Origin of the sequence: Anoxybacillus sp. P3H1B (genome assembly GCF_001560855.1) — a bacterium.
GTDB classification, from domain to species: domain Bacteria; phylum Bacillota; class Bacilli; order Bacillales; family Anoxybacillaceae; genus Anoxybacteroides; species Anoxybacteroides rupiense.
Map to the genome: position 1 here is coordinate 1 of NZ_LPUG01000020.1, position 22,970 is coordinate 22,970.

The 22,970-nt window shown below is 39.1% G+C and carries 18 protein-coding genes; 11 read left to right on the forward strand and 7 right to left on the reverse strand.

Annotation, left to right across the window (positions count from 1 at the left end):
- Window positions 1–207 precede the first annotated feature (207 nt).
- Window positions 208–369: a hypothetical protein gene (locus AT864_RS17665; protein ID WP_231734649.1), complete on the reverse strand. Its 162-nt coding sequence runs from the start codon at window positions 367–369 to the stop codon at window positions 208–210.
- Window positions 370–610: 241 nt separating this feature from the next.
- Between AT864_RS17665 and AT864_RS12545 the strand changes: the two genes are divergently transcribed.
- Window positions 611–949 carry a hypothetical protein gene (locus tag AT864_RS12545; RefSeq protein WP_066149342.1) on the forward strand — a complete coding sequence of 113 codons (339 nt, stop codon included), beginning with the start codon at window positions 611–613 and terminating at the stop codon, window positions 947–949.
- 844 nt (window positions 950–1,793) lie between these two features.
- Here AT864_RS12545 and istB read toward each other — a convergent pair.
- The 4 genes from istB to AT864_RS12565 form a co-directional block, all read right to left on the reverse strand.
- Entirely contained in the window at window positions 1,794–2,519 is a 726-nt protein-coding gene (gene istB / locus AT864_RS12555; protein ID WP_066149345.1) for an IS21-like element helper ATPase IstB, read from the reverse strand.
- Window positions 2,516–3,202: a hypothetical protein gene (locus tag AT864_RS18740; RefSeq protein WP_369815556.1), complete on the reverse strand. Its 687-nt coding sequence runs from the start codon at window positions 3,200–3,202 to the stop codon at window positions 2,516–2,518. The genes istB and AT864_RS18740 overlap by 4 nt, the downstream gene beginning before the upstream one ends.
- A 192-nt stretch (window positions 3,203–3,394) precedes the next feature.
- Complete coding sequence (locus AT864_RS18745; protein WP_369815557.1) at window positions 3,395–3,931, reverse strand: hypothetical protein; 537 nt, start codon at window positions 3,929–3,931, stop codon at window positions 3,395–3,397.
- 493 nt (window positions 3,932–4,424) lie between these two features.
- On the reverse strand, window positions 4,425–5,834 hold the full coding sequence (locus tag AT864_RS12565) for an ISL3 family transposase (protein ID WP_066149347.1): 1,410 nt from the start codon (window positions 5,832–5,834) through the stop codon (window positions 4,425–4,427).
- Between the two features lie 204 nt (window positions 5,835–6,038).
- On the opposite strand from AT864_RS12565, the gene AT864_RS12570 reads away from it, so the two are divergent.
- The 5 genes from AT864_RS12570 to AT864_RS12590 all read left to right on the forward strand — a co-directional run bounded on the left by AT864_RS12570 (window position 6,039) and on the right by AT864_RS12590 (window position 17,247).
- A complete protein-coding gene (locus AT864_RS12570; protein ID WP_066149349.1) occupies window positions 6,039–7,118 on the forward strand; it encodes a recombinase RecB in 1,080 nt (359 codons plus the stop codon).
- Window positions 7,119–7,415: 297 nt separating this feature from the next.
- Window positions 7,416–10,661: a type I restriction-modification system endonuclease gene (hsdR, locus tag AT864_RS12575; protein WP_066149457.1), complete on the forward strand. Its 3,246-nt coding sequence runs from the start codon at window positions 7,416–7,418 to the stop codon at window positions 10,659–10,661.
- Window positions 10,662–12,116 carry a type I restriction-modification system subunit M gene (locus AT864_RS12580; protein ID WP_066149351.1) on the forward strand — a complete coding sequence of 485 codons (1,455 nt, stop codon included), beginning with the start codon at window positions 10,662–10,664 and terminating at the stop codon, window positions 12,114–12,116.
- Window positions 12,113–13,594 (forward strand): restriction endonuclease subunit S, encoded by a 1,482-nt coding sequence (locus tag AT864_RS12585; protein WP_066149353.1) that lies wholly within the window; start codon window positions 12,113–12,115, stop codon window positions 13,592–13,594. Before AT864_RS12580 ends, AT864_RS12585 begins: the two co-directional genes overlap by 4 nt.
- A 110-nt stretch (window positions 13,595–13,704) precedes the next feature.
- On the forward strand, window positions 13,705–17,247 hold the full coding sequence (locus AT864_RS12590; protein WP_197431020.1) for a hypothetical protein: 3,543 nt from the start codon (window positions 13,705–13,707) through the stop codon (window positions 17,245–17,247).
- 467 nt (window positions 17,248–17,714) lie between these two features.
- On the opposite strand, the gene AT864_RS18750 is transcribed toward AT864_RS12590, so the two are convergent.
- Complete coding sequence (locus AT864_RS18750) at window positions 17,715–17,954, reverse strand: AAA family ATPase (RefSeq protein WP_082741696.1); 240 nt, start codon at window positions 17,952–17,954, stop codon at window positions 17,715–17,717.
- Between the two features lie 232 nt (window positions 17,955–18,186).
- Window positions 18,187–18,342 carry a hypothetical protein gene (locus tag AT864_RS17960; protein WP_156450537.1) on the reverse strand — a complete coding sequence of 52 codons (156 nt, stop codon included), beginning with the start codon at window positions 18,340–18,342 and terminating at the stop codon, window positions 18,187–18,189.
- 539 nt (window positions 18,343–18,881) lie between these two features.
- Between AT864_RS17960 and AT864_RS12595 the strand changes: the two genes are divergently transcribed.
- The 5 genes from AT864_RS12595 (at window position 18,882) to AT864_RS12615 (ending at window position 22,863) form a co-directional block, all read left to right on the forward strand.
- On the forward strand, window positions 18,882–19,733 hold the full coding sequence (locus tag AT864_RS12595) for a hypothetical protein (protein ID WP_156450538.1): 852 nt from the start codon (window positions 18,882–18,884) through the stop codon (window positions 19,731–19,733).
- Between the two features lie 148 nt (window positions 19,734–19,881).
- Entirely contained in the window at window positions 19,882–20,034 is a 153-nt protein-coding gene (locus AT864_RS18755) for an ATP-binding protein (protein WP_369815558.1), read from the forward strand.
- A 25-nt stretch (window positions 20,035–20,059) separates the two neighbouring features.
- Window positions 20,060–20,227, forward strand: coding sequence for an ATP-binding protein (locus AT864_RS18760; protein WP_369815559.1), 168 nt, complete (start codon window positions 20,060–20,062; stop codon window positions 20,225–20,227).
- Between the two features lie 609 nt (window positions 20,228–20,836).
- Entirely contained in the window at window positions 20,837–21,931 is a 1,095-nt protein-coding gene (cmr1, locus tag AT864_RS12610; RefSeq protein ID WP_066149361.1) for a type III-B CRISPR module RAMP protein Cmr1, read from the forward strand.
- A gap of 71 nt (window positions 21,932–22,002) precedes the next feature.
- Window positions 22,003–22,863, forward strand: a complete 861-nt coding sequence (locus AT864_RS12615) for an alpha/beta fold hydrolase (RefSeq protein ID WP_082741697.1) — start codon at window positions 22,003–22,005, stop codon at window positions 22,861–22,863.
- Window positions 22,864–22,970 lie beyond the last annotated feature (107 nt).

A 22,970-nucleotide genomic window follows, 5' to 3' on the forward strand; every position in this document is an offset into this window, starting at 1 on the left:
TGTCCATAGGCTTCATCCTTTATATTGGATTTGGACAGGGACCACCTGTACCATCCATTATAAAGGATTTTTTATGGACTTTTTTCAATTCGGAATTTTCGAATTAAATTAATGCAACGCTAGTGATCTAATATATAAAATCAATATGGATTTATATTCTAAAAATATATTTTAGAGGAGTTGTTATTCAATGTGTGGGATTTGTAACTAGACACAAAGAAGAAATAATAGTTGAAAAATCGATAAGCAAGAATAACCACAAGCCTTGATAATTCCAGCTTTTCTTAAATGTTTACCAATTTGTAATTCAGAAAATCCGTCTTTTATTTCTTTTGGTAATTGCGCAAAACACTCTTTTTTCGTTATCATAATGGTGACACCTTTCTTTCTTTGGTTTTTGGTTTGGACACCAATAGTTACCAAAAGAAAGAGGTGTCTTTTTGTTTTTTAGACGAATTTTTTCAGTGTCAAGTGAATATGAGATACCCAAAGAAACCTATCAAATCAAGGATTATTCATAAATTTTTCACTGCGAAAGTTGAGGTAGTAATTTATTATGGCTTCTCATCTGCATAAACATATATGTGAAATTCTAGAGAGGAAGATATATATGAAAAAGAGACAGCTAATAGTTGTTTTAATTACATTAACTATAGAAACTGTCTTGACATATCTGATTTCCCTAAAATTATCCATTCGATTTATAGAACTTATGTTTCCTGTGGGACTTGCTTGCTCGTTTTTTATTTTTTGGTTCTCAAGTAGTGGAGGATTGATTACCAATTTTATTAATAGCAAAATTAGTGCATTAACTCTCTATATTCAAGAGAGGGAAGAGCTTCAATTTCATAAAGGACCAGCATTTTATGCTTCGTTATTATTTTTATTCATAGGGCTGATATTCTTTATCCTTCTGGTCTCAGGAATAATACCACCTGCAAATAAGTAAGATTTATTGCCACAAAATATGCCTAACAAACGGTTATTGCTTTGAAATGAGGGCTCCGCATTAAGATGTATTTAACTTTTGTTTCTTAAATGCATAAATAAGTTAACAACCTACTTTTGCTGAAAAATCAATTACATTGCTTGGTCAATATCCGCAATTATAGAGGGACTTTAATAATTTGAATGTTTAATGTGAAAATTACATAACTATTTTTCAACACCGTTCGTATTTCCGAACGGTGTTATACATGTTTTGAACTCCAAAATTACACCACTTTTTTACAATTGTTAAGAAGATTTAGAGGATTTTTGCTAAAAGTTGATGAAGCTAAGCGGTTAATTGAAGAAGTAAAAGGGGCTTTTGGACTGCGACGAGCAACGATTCTGAATAAGGTGTTGAAGAGAAGTTTTATAGAAAAGGAAATAAAATCAATTGATTAAAAAGGGTAGGCATTCTTATTGAATATAATACCATTGTTGCTATTAGTGAGCTCCGTTCTTTTATTTATTTCTTCTGAAGGTTTTAATTTTTTTCTTATTATTCCAATCGCGGCAGTTGGATTCATTTGGGGAAATTTTTCTAAAAAACAATCAAAAGAAATGGTTTTAAAAATTGGTATTTGGGGAAACGCGATATGGCTTATCTTTCTAATTTGCTGGTACTCATTTATTTTCTATAGTTGGCATCAACAACCTTAAAAACAAAATGTATATAAGTTGGTGAATTCATGACAATCGCTGAGATTCACGGGAAGCTTCTAGAATATGAAGGGATGGATGTATTTTGCAATAGAAAAGTGCAGAAAAATGCAATCAAAAACGCAGAGTGTTGCCACCCTTATAGGCTACTTTCTCTTAGAAAGAGCGTTAGCCAACCTATAACTTTCTCCGTGAAATGAAAGTATATGAGCGTGATGGATTAAGCGGTCAACTAGTGCTGCTGTTAACCTCGAATCTGTAAAGATTCTATTCCATTGGCTAAATTCTAAATTAGAAGTGATAATTAAACTCTTCTGTTCGTAAAACTCTGAAATGAGTTGAAAGAGGAGCTCTGCTCCTTCTTTACTAAAAGGTAAATAACCCATTTCATCTAAAATAACCAAATCCACTTTCTCCAGTCGTTTTCTGAATGCTGATACACGATGAATCCTTAAAGCACTTTCTAACTCCTCTACAAGATGAGCTACCCGATAAAAGCGTACTTCATAGCCCTCCTCACAAGCTTTCCTTCCTAACCCTGTTGCTAAATGGGTTTTTCCTGTACCAGGTGAACCAACCAGAACTACGTTCTGCTTTTTTTCTATGAATGCTAAACTACACAAGTCTTCTCTAGTTAGCTGAGCAGGAAATCGTATTTGTTCTGTCCATTCATAATCATGTAAGCTTTTTTTATCTAAGAATTTGGCCTTTTTGATCAAACGCATGGATTTTGCTTGCTCTCTAAGGCGTATTTCCTCACGGAATAAATCTTGTAAATACTGTTCAGGATTCATAAAATCAATGTGTTCATATACATTTGCTACATAAGCCAGTCTTAAAGATTTACATATCTCTTTTAAGTCCGTTGTCATGATGTAACCTCCTTATCAGGAGCTAACGAATCATATTGACTCCAATCGATTTCATATGGGTTGTTTTCCACTGGAAGCTTTTCTTGAGATATTAGTTCGTAGAACTCTTCATTAATTTTTTTCATGTCATGAGTGACTAGTAGTGTCGCTAATCCCTCTAAACGTTTTCTACGAATCAATAAATTATCAACGAATAAAAAATCTTTAATCCTCCCCGGTAAATAGTCTCTATAACGAGAGTATTCGATAACTCTTGGCTTATGGATCCATGTCTTAATAATAGAGAGCCAAGGGAGAGCCTTCCGTTTCTTCATATAAGGACGAAAATCTTCAAGTAAGATATCTCCATCTGGAGAGGTAATTTTCAACTGATCCCATGTTAACGTTGCATACAATTGGCTATAGTTAGATGCTTTAGGTACATGTATGAACATATGATCGATTTTTACTTCGTTATACTTATTTACTCTTACGAGCTCCGTTTTCCATACTGGATAATCCTTTTCTGGTAAAGCAAGCAAATGGTTCTTTTCGTCTAACCACAAGTCTTCCATTCGTACCTGTTTCTCATAATGCAACCGGTCTCTATCTTTATTTAATTTTTGAAAGAGTTGATCTGTTAAATCCTCATAACTATTCATAACCGGCGCTTGATTAAAAAAGTTGTAACGAATATACCCCACTTTGTTCTCCACATTTCCTTTTTCGTGCCCACTATGTGGATTACATACTTGAACATCGAATCCATAATAACTTTGAAAACGTAGGAATTCCTCTGTAAGTTCTGCTTCTTCATCAATGGATCTGGTCTTTTTAACAGCTGGGGTTAAGTTATCTATTCTAATTCGTCTAGGTATTCCACCTATTTGATGAAATCATTGTTTTAGACCATATAAAAAACACTCTTGATTTTGGGAAGGTAAAGGAACGGCAAATCCAGCATTACTATAAGGAAAAGACATGACTAAAGTATGTATATCTACTAATTCCCTATCCTGTACGGCTTCCATTACACCAAAGTCTACTTGTGCGTCACTGGGTGGGTGCTCAAGCCTTTCGAAGCCCTTATCTTTACTTTCCACATGTGAGTTTTCCCACTCTGAAATAAAGTAACAAACGGTCCGATAGGACCCCTTAAATCCTAATTCTACTAAATCATCGAACATTTTCTTTTTTGTCCTTCTTGATTTCTTTTTTAACTTAGAGTCTTCAAATAGCCAAGTTGAAACGATTTCACCCCATTTTTCTTCATACATCATACCTTTTTTCTGTGGGCTTTTTTGTTCAGGTAGTTGATCTTCGTCTGCATATTTTTTAGCCGTTCTCCAATTGATTTTTAGTGTACGCTGTATTTCAGAAATAGAAAGACCTTTGTTGTTTCTTAAGAATTTGATACAATGAATTTCAGACATTGCTAGCATCCTTTCTAAACCTCCACTATGAATTGATTCGACACCAATTACAGTAGAGGGACTTGGGGTGGCTGGCAAGTCTTTTTTTATTTAGTCATAAAGTGCAGTTCTCTGCATTTTTTCTTTGCAAAGCTCTGCACTTTTATTTTGCAATAAACAACATCTTAACCTTGTTTTAATATGTTTTCCTTACCTTTTTTCTTATTCCAGTAACAATTTTATTAGTCTAATAAGGAAAGATTAGAAGATTTAATTCTGGTGCAAAGAACCTTATGTCAACAACGATTTAAAATTGGTTCTCCCACAATTTTGGTGAAGAAATCAAGGATAGATTCATGTGGTTAACTAATATTTTTTTAGAAAAGTATTAAGCGAATGGGTAAAGGACTTTTTTGCTCAGTAAATCGAACTTGGCTCGCCCATACATTTGGCGTTTGATGACCTTTAGACGGTTTACTTGTCCTTCTACAATGCTATTGCTCCAAGAGTAGGATCATGCGTGTTTGACCGATTCTATATCTGATTGTATGTATTTGATAAATTGTTGTACTTCATGTATCTTACTGTCTTCAGCCTGTAAGAGTCGTTCCTGAAGTGCTTGTTTATTCTTTTGTTCGTTCATCAGCTTCTGGAAGGCCTGAATAACGGATTTTAGCCGATGCAAAGCTTGATGTTGTTTGAAGCACTTGTCAAAGAGGATTGGTTCCTCCTGCGTAGGGAGAAGTTGGGACCACAAGTATGCTTGTAGTTTATATCTAGAAATACGAATGTTGTTTGTGTTTTTTTCATTCATCTCCCGCTTTCTTAGCCTTTCAATATAGTCCTGTAATGTAGACAATGACTGATCATATCCCTGTTTTTGTATCACAGAAAAGATATGATTGACCGTTGCTTGTGCTTGTAGAAGCTCTAGGATTTCCGAACGGTAGAGATCGGCACGATGTCTACCACGCCGTATAGGCTTCGGGGGCTTTTTCAGCTGTAAGTATTTGTCTAATGTTTTTCTATCCATGCCAAACTCCCTTATGATGTCTGCTTTACGTTGTCCTTCCTTATACCGTAGTTGTACTTGCTGAATCAGCGCCCATCTTTTCTTCTCACTAGCAGTGAGAGAATGGCACTCTTGTCTAGAAGGTCTGTAGTCATCCGACTCTGCAACACAAATAGAAATATGACGTAAAAACTGCTCCACCTTTTGCGTTAAGTTGTGAAAGAGATGCCAGCGGTCTGTAATCTGTACCGCATGAGGGCATCCTTCACGAATTCCTTTCGCGTATTCCGTGGAACCATCACGAGTTACAACTTGAATAGAAGGATACTTTCGCAGCCAGTTAGACACCTCTTGTACCGTTCGATTTTCCAATAACGCCATCGGCTTTTGGGTTTGTAAGTCACAAACGATACTTCCGTATCGTTGCCCTCTTTTCATGGCCCAGTCGTCAATTCCAATGGTAGTAGGTTCTGTAATAGGAGGTATTTCTTCCTTACGAATCAAATACAGAAAACTATCTGCACTTGTAGGAATCCCATACTGCTTAGAAACTTTACTAGCAGTCTCTGCACTTAGGGTAAAGGCAAGATGCTTGAGAAAGGCGGTCAAGCGACTGGTACGTCTAGCATAAGGAGACCACCAATCTGGAGTTCGCTCCGTAAAAATACGTTGTGAACAGGCAGAATGATCACAAAAGAATTTCCTTGCACGTACATACAGAAATACTTGTAACGATAAAATAGTTACATCTTGAATCACACGCCAGTATCGGCTGTGGACACGCGAAGAAGGCATGTTACATGATGGACAAAGATTCAGTTTTTGTTGAGATTGGACATACAACTTGACGCACGAACGATCAACAGAATAAAATAGCAACTTCCAATCCTTATAGAATGTTTGCAGTTCCAAAATAAACCCTCCCGTGATAATAGTTTACTACTATAATGACTACGAGAGGGTTTCACCAAAATTGTGGCAGAACCATTTTATCACCGTTGGTGACGATAGTGCATACAAAATCGTTCTTCAATATAGTTAACTATTGGATTTTTATGTTAAAATCTTAGGGAAAAACATAGAACAATCTGTTTAAATGAATTGGAGGGAGACAGAATGCCGATTGAAGTAGGGATTTGGAAGATCGATAATGAAGTTAAAAAGTTGTCTTACTCACCAATAGAATCAGAAAAAAAGCTAGAAGATATATTAGAAAAAGATTTATCGATTCTTTCGGATGATTTGCTTTTAATTGGTCGGCAAATTCAGACTGATTACGGGAAATTTATTGATATGTTTGCATTGGATCAAGAGGGAAACATCTCAATTATCGAACTAAAGAAAAATCGTACCCCAAGAGAAGTTGTAGCCCAAGCTCTTGACTATGCTTCTTGGGTACAAAATTTATCTTACGAACGAATTTTAAAACTTTTTGAGGATAAACAAGGGATTCCTTTAGAGGAAGCATTTGTAGATAAATTTGGAACTGATTTGCCGGAAAAATTAAATGAGTCCCACCAAATAATTATTGTTTCGTCGCAATTAGATGCAGAAACGGAAAGAATTATCAACTATTTGTCCGATAATTTTGGTGTTCCGATTAACGCTGTGTTTTTTAGATATTTTAAAGAAGGAAACCAAGAGTTTATTACGAGAAGCTGGTTAATTGACCCGAATGTTGTGGAAGAAAAATCAAGTAATACAAGGAATGAGAGCAAAACAGAGAAATGGAACAAACAAGACTTTGTCGTTAATTTTGATGACGGACAGTATCGAAGCTGGGAAGATGCGACTAAATATGGTTTTATTTCTGCTGGAAATGGCAAATGGTACAGCAGGACTCTAAAGCAATTATTTGTAGGCGCAAGAATATTTTGTATGATCCCGAAGCATGGATATGTAGGAATCGGAAAAGTGGTAGAAGAGGCAAAGCCGATGCGGGATGTCGAGATTGAGATTAACGAGGAAAGGAAAAAACTTATTGATTTACCGCTAAACGCCCCAAATATGAAACATGATTTAGAGAACGATGAACTATGTGAACATGTTGTACGGGTCGAATGGGTGGAAACTGTTCCAAAGGAGAAAGCATATTGGACAAAGGGATTAAAAGCGAATCAAAACAGTGCATACAAATTAAGAAGCCAGTATACAATTGAAAAAGTTTTAAAATTCTTTGGATTAGAGGAAAGTTAAAAGACGATCCATTTGATTTGGAACGTCTTTGTAATTTTTTCACGATGGCAGCAACTTAGGGAATATATGATGACTTCAACATACATGAAGTTTCGAATCCAATTGATTGGTGTAAGGTGAATAACCTGGCAATGTTTTATTTAGGTTTTTTGCGTTGAATTCCATTGGAAATGATTAAGGTATACTGTTAATTTTGTGGTAAAATAGAACTAAGAATCTCTTAGAAAAATAAAGGTATTTCTTATCATTGTGATTAGAGTAATAGAGATAAGGAATATGCAAAAACGAGGTGTCCATATGCCGCACAACTTTCATTTTCTTGAGGAAAAATGGGAAGTTCTCGCCAAGGTGGGGGAAACGGCGGAACGGAATGTGTATCAAAATCCAAACGTCGCTATTAGCGAACTGAGAAAATTTGCGGAAACGATTACAAAATATATTTTAGCGTTGGAAGACATTCGCGAAGAGCGGGGAACGGACCAGCAAGAACGTCTAAGAGCGCTCTTTTACGATCAAATCATCCCAAAAGAAATTTATGATTTGTTAAACGTCATTCGCCAAAAAGGGAATAAAGCGGTGCATGAACCAAGTTATGGAGAAGTGCATGAAGCGAAAGCATTATTGCAAATGGCGTTTAGAATCGGCGTGTGGTTTATGGAAGTGTACGGCGATTGGTCGTTCCAGGCTCCCGAGTATATCGAACCGGCGCCGCAAAGTGCGATTTCAGCCGACGAGTTAAATGAAGTCGTGAAATCATATGAAGAAAAATTGGCACAGCTAGAAACAGAGCTTGAGAAAATCAGAAAGCAACAAATTTATACAAGCAGCGAAGAAAAGCAAAAACGGCGTGAGTACTCGCAGCGCGTTGCCGCGAATTTGGAATTGACGGAGGCAGAAACGCGGCTTCTCATTGACCAGCAATTGCGGGACGCCGGCTGGGAAGCAGATTCGGAAACGATTCGTTTTTCTAAAGGAGCCCGTCCGGAAAAAGGAAAGAATATGGCGATTGCCGAATGGCCGTTAAAGAAAGGCTACGCTGATTACGCTTTATTTGTCGGACTCGAGCTAGTGGGCATTATTGAAGCGAAACGCGCCAGCAAAGACATTCCGTCCGACATTGAACAAGCAAAAGAATATGCAAAGCTCGTCGTGCCACATGGCAACGAAGTGATTCACGAGCCGTGGGGCGATTATTTCGTGCCGTTTTTATTTGCGACAAACGGCCGCCCTTACTTCAAACAGCTCGAACAAAAATCAGGCATTTGGTTTTTAGATGCCCGGAAATCCACGAACCATCCGCGCCCGTTGCAAGGATGGTATACGCCTAAAGGACTGCAAAAACTATTAGAAAAGGATGTCGAGCGTTCCGAGCAATTTTTGCGCGACGAAAAATTTGATTATTTGAAACTAAGAGACTATCAAGTCAACGCGATTCAAGCTATCGAAAAAGCGTTGGAAGAGAAAAAGCGCAGCATTTTAGTCGCGATGGCCACCGGAACAGGAAAAACGCGAATGGCGATCGGCCTCATTTATCGCTTGCTTAAGGCGAAGCGCTTTAACCGCATCTTGTTCCTTGTCGACCGGAAAGCGCTTGGCGAACAAGCCGAGAGCGCGTTTAAAGAAAGCAAGATGGAAAGCTTCCATACGTTCACCGAGATTTACAGCTTGCAATCGCTATACGAGCAAAAGCCGGATCCGGAGACGAAAGTGCACATCGCAACGGTGCAAGGAATGCTCAAACGCATTTTTTATAACGACAAAACAGAGGACATTCCGCCAATCGACCAATATGATTGCATTATTGTCGACGAGGCGCATCGCGGTTATACGCTCGATAAAGAAATGAGCGAGATGGAAATCGAAATCAGAGACCATCACGATTACGTGAGCAAATACCGAAAAGTGCTCGATTATTTTGATGCCATCCGCATCGGGCTAACGGCTACGCCTGCGTTGCATACAACCGAAATTTTCGGGCCGCCAGTTTTTACTTATTCTTATCGTGAAGCCGTCGTTGATGGCTATTTAGTCGACCATGAACCGCCGTATCAATTTGAAACGGTATTAAAAAGGGAAGGAATCACTTGGGCGAAAGGCGAAAAGGTCGACGTATACGATACGGTTTCTGGCACCATTTCACAAGAATATCTTGAAGATGAAGTGAATATTGAGGTGGCGCATTTTAATACAAAAGTGATCACAGAAAGCTTTAATCGTGTGATTATACGAGAGCTGACGAACTATATTTCTCCAGATGATGAGGGAAAAACATTGATATTTGCAGCGACAGATGACCACGCCGATTTAGTCGTACGTCTTCTAAAAGAAGAGTTTGCTCATGTATACGGTGAAGTCGAAGATAATGCCATTATGAAAATTACCGGCTCAATCAAAGATCCATCTGCTGCGATTCGTCGTTTTAAAAATGAAAAATATCCAACCATTGTTGTTACAGTCGATTTATTAACGACAGGTGTTGATGTCCCATCGATTACCAATCTCGTGTTCTTGCGACGCGTCCGTTCTCGGATTCTTTACGAGCAGATGCTGGGTCGAGCAACGAGACGATGTGAAGAAATCCGCAAAGATCACTTTAATATTTTTGACGCGGTCGGCATCTATGAAGCGTTAAAACCATATACAAGCATGAAGCCAGTTGTCGCCCGTCCAAATATTTCTCTAGTGCAATTAGTTGAAGAATTAGAAGGACTTGAAAAAACGGAACATCTTCAACATCAGCGAGAACAAATGATTGCCAAAATCCAGCGAAAAAAACGCCAATGGTTAGATAAGCAATATCAAGATTTTAAAGTGTTATCTGGTGGCAAAACGGTGGACGAATTTATTGATTGGGTAAAATCCTTGAGTCCTACGGAACTGTCTGTACAATTAAAAGAGTATATGTCGATGTTCCGCTATATCGATGAAAATCGTGATCGAGAAAACAAACAATATATTTCTACACATGAAGATGAGCTGATTGGGGTCAAACGCGGATATGGGAACGCAGAGAAACCAGATGACTATTTACAATCATTTGGAGAATTTATTCGCAGCAATATGAACCAAATTCCTGCTTTGACGATTGTATGTCAGCGTCCAACTGAATTAACGAGAGAAGAGTTAAAAAAGCTATTGCTTGAGTTAGATCAAAAAGGCTTTTCTGAGAAAAAGCTGCAAGCGGCATGGCGCGAGGCGAAAAACGAAGACATCGCGGCCGATATCATCGCCTTCATCCGTCAGCAAGCGCTCGGCGATCCGCTCATTAGCCATGAAGAACGGATTAAAAATGCGATGAAGAAAATCTACCAAATGAAAGCATGGCCACCTGTGCAAAAGAAATGGCTCGAACGCATCGAAAAACAACTTTTGCAGGAATCTGTTCTCCATCCGGATCCTGAAAAAGCATTTGAATACGAACCATTCAAAAATCATGGTGGATTTAAACAGTTGAATCGAATTTTTAACGGAGAGTTAGCGGAAATTGTCCGGGAAATTAATCATAACTTGTACAACTATCATCAACAGAAGGAGCAAGCGTAGATGAACAACAGAGAAATTGTCCAAAAACTATGGAATTTATGTAACGTTCTTCGTGATGACGGCATTACATATCACCAATACGTCACAGAGCTAACGTATTTGCTGTTTTTAAAAATGATGAAAGAAACGGGTTATGAGTATGTCATTCCAGAAAAGTATCGCTGGGACTCGTTAGTACAAAAAGACGGAATTGAATTGAAGGAACATTATCAACAGCTGTTGCTTGATTTAGGAAAAGAAGAAAATGAATTATTAAAACAAATTTATACAGATGCGACCTCAAATATTAGAGAACCAAAGAACTTGGAAAAAATCATACAATCCATCAATAACTTAGATTGGTACAATGCGAAGCAAGAAGGATTAGGGGATTTATACGAAGGATTGTTAGAGAAGAACGCGAGTGAAATGAAATCAGGAGCGGGGCAATATTTTACGCCTCGCGTCCTCATCGACGTCATTGTTAAGCTTGTCAATCCGCAGCCGGGGGAGCGCTGCCACGACCCGGCCGCCGGAACGTTTGGCTTTATGATCGCGGCCGATCGCCACGTTCGCGAGCAAACCGATGATTATTTCGATTTATCCGAAGAAGAAATCGAGTTTCAAAAATATAAAGCTTTTTCCGGCGTCGAGCTTGTGAAAGATACGCACCGTCTTGCGACGATGAACGCGCTTCTTCATGACATTCATGGGGAAATTTTGTTAGGCGACACGCTATCATCGCTAGGCGAAAGCTTGAAAAACTACGACGTCATTTTAACGAACCCGCCGTTTGGAACGAAAAAAGGCGGCGAGCGGGCGACAAGAACGGACTTTACGTTTACGACATCGAACAAACAGCTGAACTTCTTGCAGCACATTTACCGCGCGCTTAAAGCAAATGGAAAAGCCCGCGCGGCCGTCGTTCTGCCGGATAACGTCTTGTTTGAAGGCGGGGTCGGTGCCGATATTCGCCGCGACTTAATGGACAAATGCAATTTGCATACGATTTTGCGTCTGCCAACGGGCATCTTCTACGCCCAAGGGGTAAAAACGAACGTCTTGTTCTTCACGCGCGGCACTAGCGATGTCGGCAATACGAAAGAAGTATGGGTGTATGATTTACGCACGAACATGCCATCTTTCGGCAAGCGCAACCCGCTCACCGCGGAACATTTTGCCGGCTTCATTCAAGCGTACACCGCCGAAGACCGCCGCCAAGTGCAAGACGAGCGCTGGAACGTATTCACGCGCGAAGAGATTGCCAAAAAAGGCGACAGCTTAGACATCGGCTTAATTGCCGACGAATCGCTGTCGATTTACGAAAACTTGCCAGACCCGATCGACTCGGCCGAAGAAGCGGTCGAAAAACTCGAATTAGCGATTTCTTTATTAAACGAAGTCATCGCCGAATTAAAAGCAGCGGAATCAAGCTCAACATCCAAAGAAGAAACAGCTGAGGTGCTGAAACAATGAGCAAAACAAAACAAAAATCAATCGACGAACTATTGGAAGAAGCGCTAGTACCGGAAGACGAACAGCCGTATCAAGTGCCGGGGAATTGGGTGTGGGTGAGACTAAAATCTATTAATAAAAACGAAAAAAGAAATATCGAACCCCGTAATTATGAAGAGGAAGTTTTTGAATTATATAGTGTACCAAACTATGATTTAGATGAACCGGAATATATCAAAGGGAAGGAAATAGGATCTAACAAACAAATCGTAAAAGAAAACGAAATTCTTCTATGTAAAATCAATCCGAGAATTAATCGAGTATGGATGGTTTCAAATAATAAAGGAAAGTACAGAAAATTAGCTTCTACTGAATGGATTGTAATCAGTGAGAATGAAGCAATATATCCAAAGTATCTACTATTTCTTTTAAAGGCCCCTTATTTTAGAAAACTAATAACTTCTAATGTATCAGGAGTAGGTGGTTCTCTAACCAGAGCAAGACCTAAAGAGGTTGAATTGTATCCAATAGCCTTACCACCTTTAAATGAACAAGAACGCATTGCCGAGAAAATCGAGCGGCTTTTTGCGAAAATTGATGAAGCGAAGCGGTTGATTGAGGAAGTGAAGGAGTCGGTTGAGCTAAGACGGGCGGCGATTTTGGAGAAGGCGTTTAGGGGGGAGTTGACGAAGAAATGGCGTCAACAAAACAATGTACAGCAAAGTGCGGAAGAATGGCTGGAAGAAATTTTGAATCTAAAAAATACAAAAACCAATAAATTTAATGATCAGTTAGATCCTGCTATTCTAGACAAACTTTTTGAGCTGCCCGAAGGATGGAAATGGATAAGGCTAAACGATTTGATAGAATCTTCTGTATATGGGACATCGGCTAAAGCAACTGATGATAGCAGCGGAATACCTGTTTTAAGAATGGGGAATATTGTTGATGGCTCTATACAGTTTACAGATTTGAAATATCTATCTAATGAACATATTGATGTTCAAAAACTTGGGCTAGAAGTTGATGACCTTCTTTTTAATCGTACCAATAGTTACGAATTAGTAGGAAAAACTGCCTTAGTAGATGAAAGTATTGCAGGTCAAGCCACTTTTGCATCTTATTTAATTCGTGTTCGTTTGTTTTATAAGGATATATTAGCATTCTATGTATGTCACTATATAAATAGCCACATTGGACGGAATATATTGCTTTCAATGGTGACACAGCAAGTTGGACAGGCGAATATAAACTCGCAAAAACTTGCCTCTTTACCTATTCCTCTCCCTCCAAGAGAAGAGATAGTGGAGATTTCTAAATATCTTAGCTATTATAGGGAAAAAGAGGAACAACTAAAAAATATATTAAGTATTGAAGCCAAAATTGAGTCACTAAAACATTCAATCTTGTCCAAAGCCTTCCGCGGCGAGCTTGGTACAAATGATCCGAACGATGAACATGCGATTGAGTTGTTAAAAGAGGTGCTAAAATCTAAATAAACTACAATGTAGAAGCCCACTCAACAAATATAGAGTGGGTTCTTTTGCACATAAGTGACGTTTTAAATTGTTTATTCTAATAGATAACAGTTTTAAAGGGGGATTGTGTTATGGATAACCTCATGAAACAAATTAGCAATCCTTCATCAACTGGAGGGATCGGTATTCATTTTGAAAATCGTGTTCAGGCATCGTTTGTGCTTCTAATGCTTACAGGCGGTTTTGCTCCTTGTTTGCCGACATGGCCTATTTGCAAAATTAAGTTTCAAGGGAAATATCAAAACTTTGATATTGATGATTTCATCGTTTACACGAAACAGCTAGAGACTAACAAAGAAGCAAAACTTTTATGCCAAATTAAACGTTCTATTGGCATTACTAGCGGAAGCCGTGAATTTGGTGAGGTTATGCAGGCAGCTTGGAGCGATTTCAATAAAAAAGGTCTGTTTATTGAAGGGACAGATGCTATAGCACTTATTACAGGTCCGCTTAGCGCTAAAGATACCCGCAGTGTTCGTGATTTGCTTAGACAGGCTCAAAACTCGGAAAGCGCAGAGGATTTTATTCAGAGGGTAAAGCTTTCTAAGTTTTCAGGAAAAGACCAAAGGGATAAGTTCGAGGTTTTTAAAAGCCATTTAAAAGCTGCCAATAATCATAATGATGTTACAGACGAGCAGTTATGGAGATTTTTGAAAAGTTTTCATTTACTTATCTATGATCTCGATATTGAAGGGGTAACGCTCTCGTTGTTGCACTCCCTAATAGGACAGTATTCGGTAGACCGTGTTCAAGATATTTGGGCAAGGATTGTGAATTTGGTGGAATGGAAAAACGAAAATGCTGGTTTTGTAACAATCGAATGTATCCCTGATGATATTCGTACATTATTTCAAAAGCCGATTCCAAGAATGATTCCTAATAATTTCTTGGCGCCCGCTGTGTTGCTAGCTAGAGAGAAAGGATGGGGGCGTCTTGAATATGCGTCATCCTTAGCCTTTGCGAACCTTGTTGGTTCATGGAACGAAAAGATTGAGGGAGATCTTCAAATCATTTCGAACCTTACTGGAGAGATGTATCATGACTGGATTAATAAGATTCAAGATATTATCCATGAGCCCAACGCTCCTATTGTTTTGAAAAATAGGGTATGGAATGTTACTAAGAGGCAGGAATTATGGGAGGAGTTAGGTCCTCGAATTTTTGACCGCCATTTAGATAATTTTAAACAATATGCTGTGGCTGTTCTTGCTGAGCGACACCCCAAGTTTGAATTGCCGCCAGAAAATCGGTTTGCTGCGAACATTTACAATAAAGTACTGAAGCATTCAGGTTCTTTAAGAAAGGGAATCGCAGAGACGCTTGCGCTTCTTGGAACTCATGCGGATAATTTGTCTAACTGTTCCTTAGGTAAAGCAGCTGCCGTTGCAGCAACAGTAGTCAGAGAAATCCTACAGGAGGCAGATTGGGTGCTTTGGGGAAGCTTGAACGATTTGCTTCCATTGTTTGCAGAAGCGGCACCGGATGAATTTTTGGAGGGTGTTGAGAACGCATTACGACAAACTCCTTGTCCATTCGATGAACTTTTCTTACAAGAGGGAAACGGAATTACGGGCGGCAATTATCTGACGGGATTACTTTGGGCATTGGAAACACTCGCTTGGGATGAGCAGTTTTTAGTTCGAACTTCTGTCATTTTAGGTGAGCTCGCATCCCGTGACCCTGGTGGCACGTATGAAAATCGCCCTATAAATTCGTTGACAACTATTTTTTTGCCTTGGCTTCCGCAAACAACTGCATCGATTGAGAAGAGAAAGATAGCGTTTCAAGTACTTCAGCAAGAAATTCCTGATATTGCATGGAGAGTATTGTTAAACTTGCTTCCGAATCAACGCACAACGTCTGTAGGTTCTCATCAGCCTCTTTGGCGTAAAACCATTCTGGAGAACTCAGAAAATAAAGTGACTCGTGATGAATATTGGGAACAAGTTTCTATTTATGCGGATTTTATTGTTGAAATGGCCAAAAGCGATCCTTCTAAATGGGGTGAACTTATTGAACACCTTGATCATCTTCCGCCGTTCTCTTTTAATAAAGCATTAGAGTATCTTTCGTCCAAAGACATTATAGATAACATATCTGAAAATGATAGGACCCATATTTGGACAGCACTAGTCAAGTTCGCTCAAAGACATAAAACTTTTAGCGATAAGGATTGGGCGCTTAGCCCCGACTTGGTGTCTCAAATTGAAAATGTCGCTGAGCTACTTGCTCCAACGAATCCAATCGATTTGTATCATTGGCTGTTTAACGATCGGGATTTTATTATATTTAGAAGAAAGGGCCAAGAATCAGATGTTGAAAAACAACGTCAACAGGCAATAAAAGATGTACTAGAATACGGTGGAATAGATGCGGTATATGAGCTTGTGAAAAAGGTAGAATCACCGCTAAAAGTAGGAAAAACTCTTGGTAGCATCGCGGGAACGGAAATCGATTCACTCATTCTGCCAAATGTCTTGGATAGCGATGATCTGTATCTGGTCCAGTTCGTGCGTGGATATGTTTGGCAGCGACAATCAAAACAAGGATGGGCATGGGTTGATAAGCTAGATTATACAAATTGGACACATGTTCAAATAGGTTATTTTCTTTCGTACCTTCCTTTTACCGTCGAGACATGGAATCGTGCAAATGCATTACTTGGTGATCATGAGATTGAGTATTGGAGCAGGGCAAATACGAATCTTCACCGATCAGATGGTCATCTTGAAATGGCCGTACGAAAATTAATCAAGTACAGGAGACCTCTAGCAGCTATCGACTGTTTATATTATGGGGGTATTCTGGAGAAGCAGCCTTTGAATCAAAAATTAGCCATACAGGCACTTTTAGAGGCTATTTCTTCGACTGAACCTTTGTATTCTACAAGCAGATACGAAATTGTTGAGATGATCAAAGCGTTACAAAATGATCCTGAGACTAACAAAGATGATCTTTGCAAAGTCGAATGGGCGTATTTGCCGATTTTAGATTCAAGTGATGAAGTTCCACCAAGGACACTTGAAGAAAAACTATCACTCAATCCGCAATTTTTTTGTGAAATCATTGCTCTTATTTATCGATCAAAAAAGGAGACTAATCGTAATCATATAGAACCGACCGAACAACAAAAGTCTATGGCTTTAAATGCGTATCGATTACTTAATATGTGGCGAACTCCTCCTGGAATGAAGTCAGATGGTAGATTCTCAAAAGAAGACTTCGCTTGGTGGTTAAAGCATACTAAGGCAGCGTGTACAGAATCAGGTCATTTTAAGGTTGCGATGCAACATGTTGGAAAAGTCCTTATGTATTCCCCAACAGATCCCGATGGATTATGGCTCCATAGGGCGGTAGCCGAGGCTTTGAACAGTAAGGAAGGGGAGGACCTAAGAAAAGGTTTTTGCATGCAACTACTTAATTCCCGTGGAGTATATTGGGTAGATCCGACAGGAAAGGAAGAACGAGAACTTGCGGCAAATTATAGGCACAAAGCTGATAGTATAGAGAATGCGGGGTATTACCGACTTGCCGCAGATCTTAGAAAATTGGCGGAGTTTTATGAACAGGAGGCAGAAAGAGTGGTTATGGAGCACCAAGGGGAAGATGTATGATTCAAGAGCCCATCTATAGGAAACTACGAGATGGACTTTATTAAGTTGACGATTTAGATTAAAAACCGACATATACAAACATTGGTATCATTTAAAGTATGTTGAGGTTATTTTATATATGTCGGGGTTCTAATGTATTAGTAGGATAGATTGGTGAAATTATTAATCTAAACAATTTAATCATTGCGAATAATCACTATGATAGCGTTAATAGGGAATATCGCATCATCAAAACAGAAGGGGGTGTCTAATAAGTCGATTTATCGGCTTATAGACACCCTCTTAATGTTTTAGAGACGTTGATATATCAATGCTCGCTTTGCAAACTTCTTTTAAACGTTTCACACTAGTCGTTCTGACGATTGTCTACATTTTTGCAAGGAATCGAAAATCTATAGTAATAATCGTTCTGCAACCTCTCCCATGCTCATTCTAACTTTGTACATGCTAATAACGGTTTTCACAAGCTACTCATCACGACGTTGATACGGATCTACGCTTATTTCTTTATTAAAATCATCAACGGCTAATCTTTTTGATGACCCAAAACTCAGCACTGGTTCTAAAGTTCTCAACACATTAGATTTCCCCAAGTTATTATGGCCAATTAGTACGTTTATGCTTTCATTGAATTCAATCACATTGTTAATGTCTTTAAAATTACGAAAATTATGTATTTTAATTTGGATATGTACATGATATGACACTCCTTAGCTTGAAACATGTTTATAGGGTGCTGAAAAAAATCTTGCGTTTCGCTTAACTTTTTAATGGCAGAAAACAATGTGAGTCACTCCCCCTCTGACAATCGTAAGGCCAACCAACCTATCATGCCTGAGCCCTCCGTGTAAAGAGCTTTCAAGATCAGCCTACACTTTTACAACGAATGCTTTCATAGTTTGTTGTTGGAGCGCCTCTATAAATTCATAGGGTGACAGATCATACAAGCTGCCATTGCTGGTTGAAGAACAAATAATACTCTGAAACCGTTTTATATAAGTCTTGGAAGCTCTCAAACTCATGCTTGCTCAGACAATCTTGTTCAAAACGATGACGGATGAACTGCGGTCCACTGTCCGTGCGGATCACAGGCATTTCCGGATTCCCGAAGAACTGTTTTCAAACCACCGTCAATCAAGTTGCCAATCTCATACTATCGAACCATTGACGAGCTTTGACTAGTTGGAAGCTGATACAACGACGGCAAGCAGAGGAATGTAACAGTCGGAAGAGTAGTAATTGTGTTTACAAGTGCTAAAAGTCCTTAGAATGATACCTCCCAAGTGATTTTTTCAAGAGTCCGTTTATCAGGCAAAATGCATCCCTCGGTCATCAAAATTTTTGCAAATTATTTGTTTTGGCGACAATATTCGACAGACTTTTTCTAATTGTGTAGTAGAATAGAAGGGGGTACAAAGGTTCTATTAATATTTGCTGCATTGACCCAAAAAAACAGTAAGACCCGTACATGTCGGAATTTTTAGGTGAAGTGGTCATTAAACTGTAGTTCCTCGTGTTGAATTTTGAATACTGCCTGAGGTTTCTTACGGTTTTTATGTAGCACATGCACATGCCATAGCATGCTTCTTTCAGTAAGCCTGCATAAATCATCAGAAGAAGTACAGTAGTGAAGGGTGGAGATTAAGATAGAAAACTTTTGGTATGACCTATTACTAACTATTATCTCGGCAGTTTCAGGAGCGGTTTTAGGTGTGATTTTACCTAAATTACTAAAAAATAATAAAGATGATAGTATAATTCAAGTTAATAAACAACTAATTTTTTCACAGATACATATCGAGCAATATCATTATAACGATACATCCGTAACACCAAAGGGGACTCCTCATAGTTCCTCAAAAGAGCGAAGCATGAGTGATGGAGAAATCTTTTTTGTATACATATTAGGCTCCCTAATTTTAACATTTGCTTTCTTGAAATTCGAATCAACAATAAGTAATTTAATTCTAATTTTAATAGTTTTACTTGAAAGTACCTTTCTGACAACATCGTATGTAGTTACAAAAAAATATTGTGTTGATAAATCAATAAGAAGTATATTGGTGTTCAATACTATTTCTACATGTCTTTCGCCAATTCTATTGTACCTTATGAAAAATCCTCTTAAAGGTCCGTTCGTGAACAAAGAAGAGATTTTAAACACAATAAGCAAAGACGGTATATTATTCTTATTATCTAATGTAAATACGTTTGCATTCTTGTTCTATCAGGCAATAGGGATAATAGTATTATTTTTATTTTTGTTATTTACTTTGATTGGTACGGTTCATATTTTGTCCATGGTTAATCTAGCACTACAAAATCGATTGTCAAAAGTTTGGAGCTGGTTATTCAAGAAAACTTTTAGATTTTGTAAATCTGCCACACATTATATTTGTGTTGGAATACTACTTCTACTAATGAGTTTTTTACTTGTATCGGGAATATTGGTAAGTTTGATAACAATTGTTACCGCAGGATTGTAATTAAGTGGCCTAAAATTACCAGAATGAAATGCTCTACGCCTTTTAAAATACCACCAAGTGGTTGTACAAGTAGAAAGCCAAAATGTGGATTGATTTACATTATCCATCTAAACTCATGCTGGATGAGTTCATGGTTGAGGGCCTTACCATGCGGAGGTGTTGGGGAAACGAATTCGAGAACAAGGCTACGTTGATTGTGGATGAGGTTGGTTATACGCCACTTGATCCCATTGCCGCCAATCTCTTATTCCATGTCGTCAGCGCTCGTTACGAACGTGGAAGTATGGTGATAAACCAGTAACAAGAGTTTTGGCGAATGGGGAGAGTTGTCATGGGGTCGCGTACTGGCCACAGCCGTGCTGGATCGGTTGGTGCAACGCGCACACATTTTGAACATCCGAGACAACAGCTGCCGAATGAAAGGAAGCTGCCGCTTCCCCCAAGCACAGACGGGGCACAGGTGGGTCAATTTAAATTCGACCTTGACACTTTGAAGAACCTCTTGCTTTTAAACCAAGTACTGACAAGCTGGAAAAGGTTTAGATAATGTAACGACGGCAAACAAAGGGGTAAACAGCCAGAAGAGCAGTGTGTTTCAAGTGCCAAAAGTCTGCAGGAATGATGATAGTCCGAGTGATTTTTCTTGAGAGTCCGTCCATCAGGTGAAAATGCGTCCCTAGTTATCAAAAAAATTTTCAAATTATTTGTTTTAGCGATAAAATTCGACAAATTTTTTCTGATTGTATAGTAAAATAGAAGTGAGTAAAAAGGTTCTATGAAAAGTTCCGGTATCAAGGTTCAAAAGCAACAGCAGACCACATATATCAGACCTATATATTTCTTAATATTCAGATAATTTAAATCGTCGTTAAACTGCAGTTACTTTGCAGTTCAACGTGTGGCAGTTGCCGATTGAAGAACCTGCAATACACTACAATGGTTCTTAAGAGAAATCGAATCTGCCAAATGAGAATTATTACAATAAAAAGTTATGGAAATATTTAAAAATGAGCAGTGTAAAAATGGGCATCTAAACATTACTCTGGCTTATAAAAGAATTACGGCAAGAAGTATAGCCATTTTAGCGTCTCGAGGTGATAAAAATGATAGAGAAAGAACCGTTTATGCGTATTAGCCTGCAAACGTTAACCCCACTTTGGACAGGAAATGCTTACAGAAAAATCACAGATATTAAGACAAGCAGCATATGGGGAAGTATCCGGTGGTGGTATGAGAATGTTAGTCGTATGTATTCAGAAAAAGTATGCAACCCCATAGCGAAAGAAAAGTGCCAGTTAAACCAGAAGGATTTTTTTGGTGACCTAATAGCGGGAAAAACAGCGGATGAAGCTTTAGATAATCAGAAGATCTGTTCGGTTTGTAAGCTATTTGGCTGCACGGGTTGGAGTGGGAAACTCAAATTAGTTATTGAAGAGATGGGAGGATGTGATAGCGAACGTATTGTAGTTCGAAGCAGAACAAATTCGAATCATAGCAGGGTTCTGACAGGGAAAATGTTTACAGGAGAAGATCGCTTGATACTCCATTTTTACGAAAGAAAGGAAATATCACCTCAAGAAAAGGATATGTTACGGCTAACCATCAGAATGATATCAAATTTTGCGGCGATAGGTGGAAGAACAGCACAAGGAAACGGAGTAGTACAAGTGATGGCGGAAGATGAGGGGAATTTAGCGTTTGAAGACCCGCAATATCTAAAAGCGAATTTGAAAAACTTTAACTCAACAAAGAGTTTCTTAAAGTTTAACCTTGTTTTTAATGAAAGCATAGATACGATCATTAAACAAAAAGGTTTCTGGGGGTTAAATAATGTCGAGAAATCGGCGTGGAAAAATAATTGGGAGCAGTACGGTTTTATTCCAATTGGATTCCATATTAGAGACACTATTCGGAGAATGGAAAGGGATAAAAATTTAAGACACAAGTTGTTTGGAGAAAGAGGTCAAGGATCAAAAATATTGGTTTCCCATGGCTATAGAGTAAACGAACATGCGGTGCAAATACGAGTTTGGGGTTATAGTGAAGATGCAATTAAACTGCTCCCAAATGTGGAGACACAAATTAGAAGTAGTTTAAATGCAAATCTATCATGCGGCAAGTATAATTTTCAGCTTAAAAATTTCACAAACACCACGGCTTGCGACTTAATCAATCAATATATTGCTGATCGTATTTGAATCATTTTTTGTGTAAAAACGACAGGGATCCATTTTGGATTAGATCAATGAAAGCCGAAAGGAGAATGGCAATGCCGGAGGAGAAGGGGCATACGTTGAGCATAAGCCGTTACATGCACACTGCGGATGGACGGAAACTGTATTACATGGAACAGGGAACAGGTTCGCTTACAGTTGTCTTTGAAGCAGGGATGGGCATGTCGCGCTCGGCGTGGGGACTTGTTCAGCCACTTGTGGCCGATTTTGCCCGTGCGGTGGTGTATGATCGAGCAGGGTCGGGAAGAAGCGATCCCGACGCGGCGCCGCGAACGCTCGTCAGAATGGCTGAGGATTTGCTCGCGCTACTCCGCCATCTTGAGAGCGAAGTGTTTATTCTGGTCGGTCACAGTTGGGGTGGACCAATCGTGCGTATGGCGGCTTCGCTTGCACCTGCACAAGTGCGCGGGCTGGTATTGGTCGATCCCACAGATGAACACTGCGAGCTTTATTTTCGTCGCCTCTCGAAAATACATTTTGCTTTGATGAACATAGTGACGCCAGTATTGGCGCGCATCGGCATGTATCGTCGGCTGGGTAGTGGAGCCGGCCGCGTATTGCCAGAGGATGTCTATCAAGATCATTGCCGTGAGGACTTCACCATCCAGGCGGCTAGAACCATGGCGGCTGAAGGAAAAATTTTTCTTGAAGAATTAAAAACCTTGCGCGATCGACCGCTGCAACTGGCAGGGATCGAGGCGACTATTATTTCGGGAACGCATGTGACCCGCATGGAACGCGGCATTCGTCCTTTGTTGATTGCGGCGCATCAAAAGTCGGCGGCGATCAATGGATGGCACTGGGTTGCGGCTGAGAATTCTGGTCATATGGTGATCTATCAGCAACCGCAACTGATTGTAGACGAAATCAGGCGCATGATCGTGTCCGGTGAATAGACTCCTCTTTAAGTCATGATGCAATGTATTTGTCCGCATTGCTTGATGACAAGTTATTTTCAATCACAACGGATAGATCATAGAAAAGCTGTCCATTTATAAAGATT

Coding starts and splice junctions, on each gene's coding strand:
- AT864_RS17960 (WP_156450537.1), bottom strand. CDS start 18,342: ATGCCTGTGATCCGCACGGACAGTGGACCGCAGTTCATCCGTCATCGT.
- AT864_RS18755 (WP_369815558.1), top strand. CDS start 19,882: ATGCGGAGGTGTTGGGGAAACGAATTCGAGAACAAGGCTACGTTGATT.
- AT864_RS12590 (WP_197431020.1), top strand. CDS start 13,705: ATGGATAACCTCATGAAACAAATTAGCAATCCTTCATCAACTGGAGGG.
- cmr1 (WP_066149361.1), top strand. CDS start 20,837: ATGATAGAGAAAGAACCGTTTATGCGTATTAGCCTGCAAACGTTAACC.
- AT864_RS12585 (WP_066149353.1), top strand. CDS start 12,113: ATGAGCAAAACAAAACAAAAATCAATCGACGAACTATTGGAAGAAGCG.
- istB (WP_066149345.1), bottom strand. CDS start 2,519: ATGACAACGGACTTAAAAGAGATATGTAAATCTTTAAGACTGGCTTAT.
- AT864_RS17665 (WP_231734649.1), bottom strand. CDS start 369: ATGATAACGAAAAAAGAGTGTTTTGCGCAATTACCAAAAGAAATAAAA.
- hsdR (WP_066149457.1), top strand. CDS start 7,416: ATGCCGCACAACTTTCATTTTCTTGAGGAAAAATGGGAAGTTCTCGCC.
- AT864_RS12615 (WP_082741697.1), top strand. CDS start 22,003: ATGCCGGAGGAGAAGGGGCATACGTTGAGCATAAGCCGTTACATGCAC.
- AT864_RS12570 (WP_066149349.1), top strand. CDS start 6,039: ATGCCGATTGAAGTAGGGATTTGGAAGATCGATAATGAAGTTAAAAAG.
- AT864_RS12580 (WP_066149351.1), top strand. CDS start 10,662: ATGAACAACAGAGAAATTGTCCAAAAACTATGGAATTTATGTAACGTT.
- AT864_RS12545 (WP_066149342.1), top strand. CDS start 611: ATGAAAAAGAGACAGCTAATAGTTGTTTTAATTACATTAACTATAGAA.
- AT864_RS18745 (WP_369815557.1), bottom strand. CDS start 3,931: ATGTCTGAAATTCATTGTATCAAATTCTTAAGAAACAACAAAGGTCTT.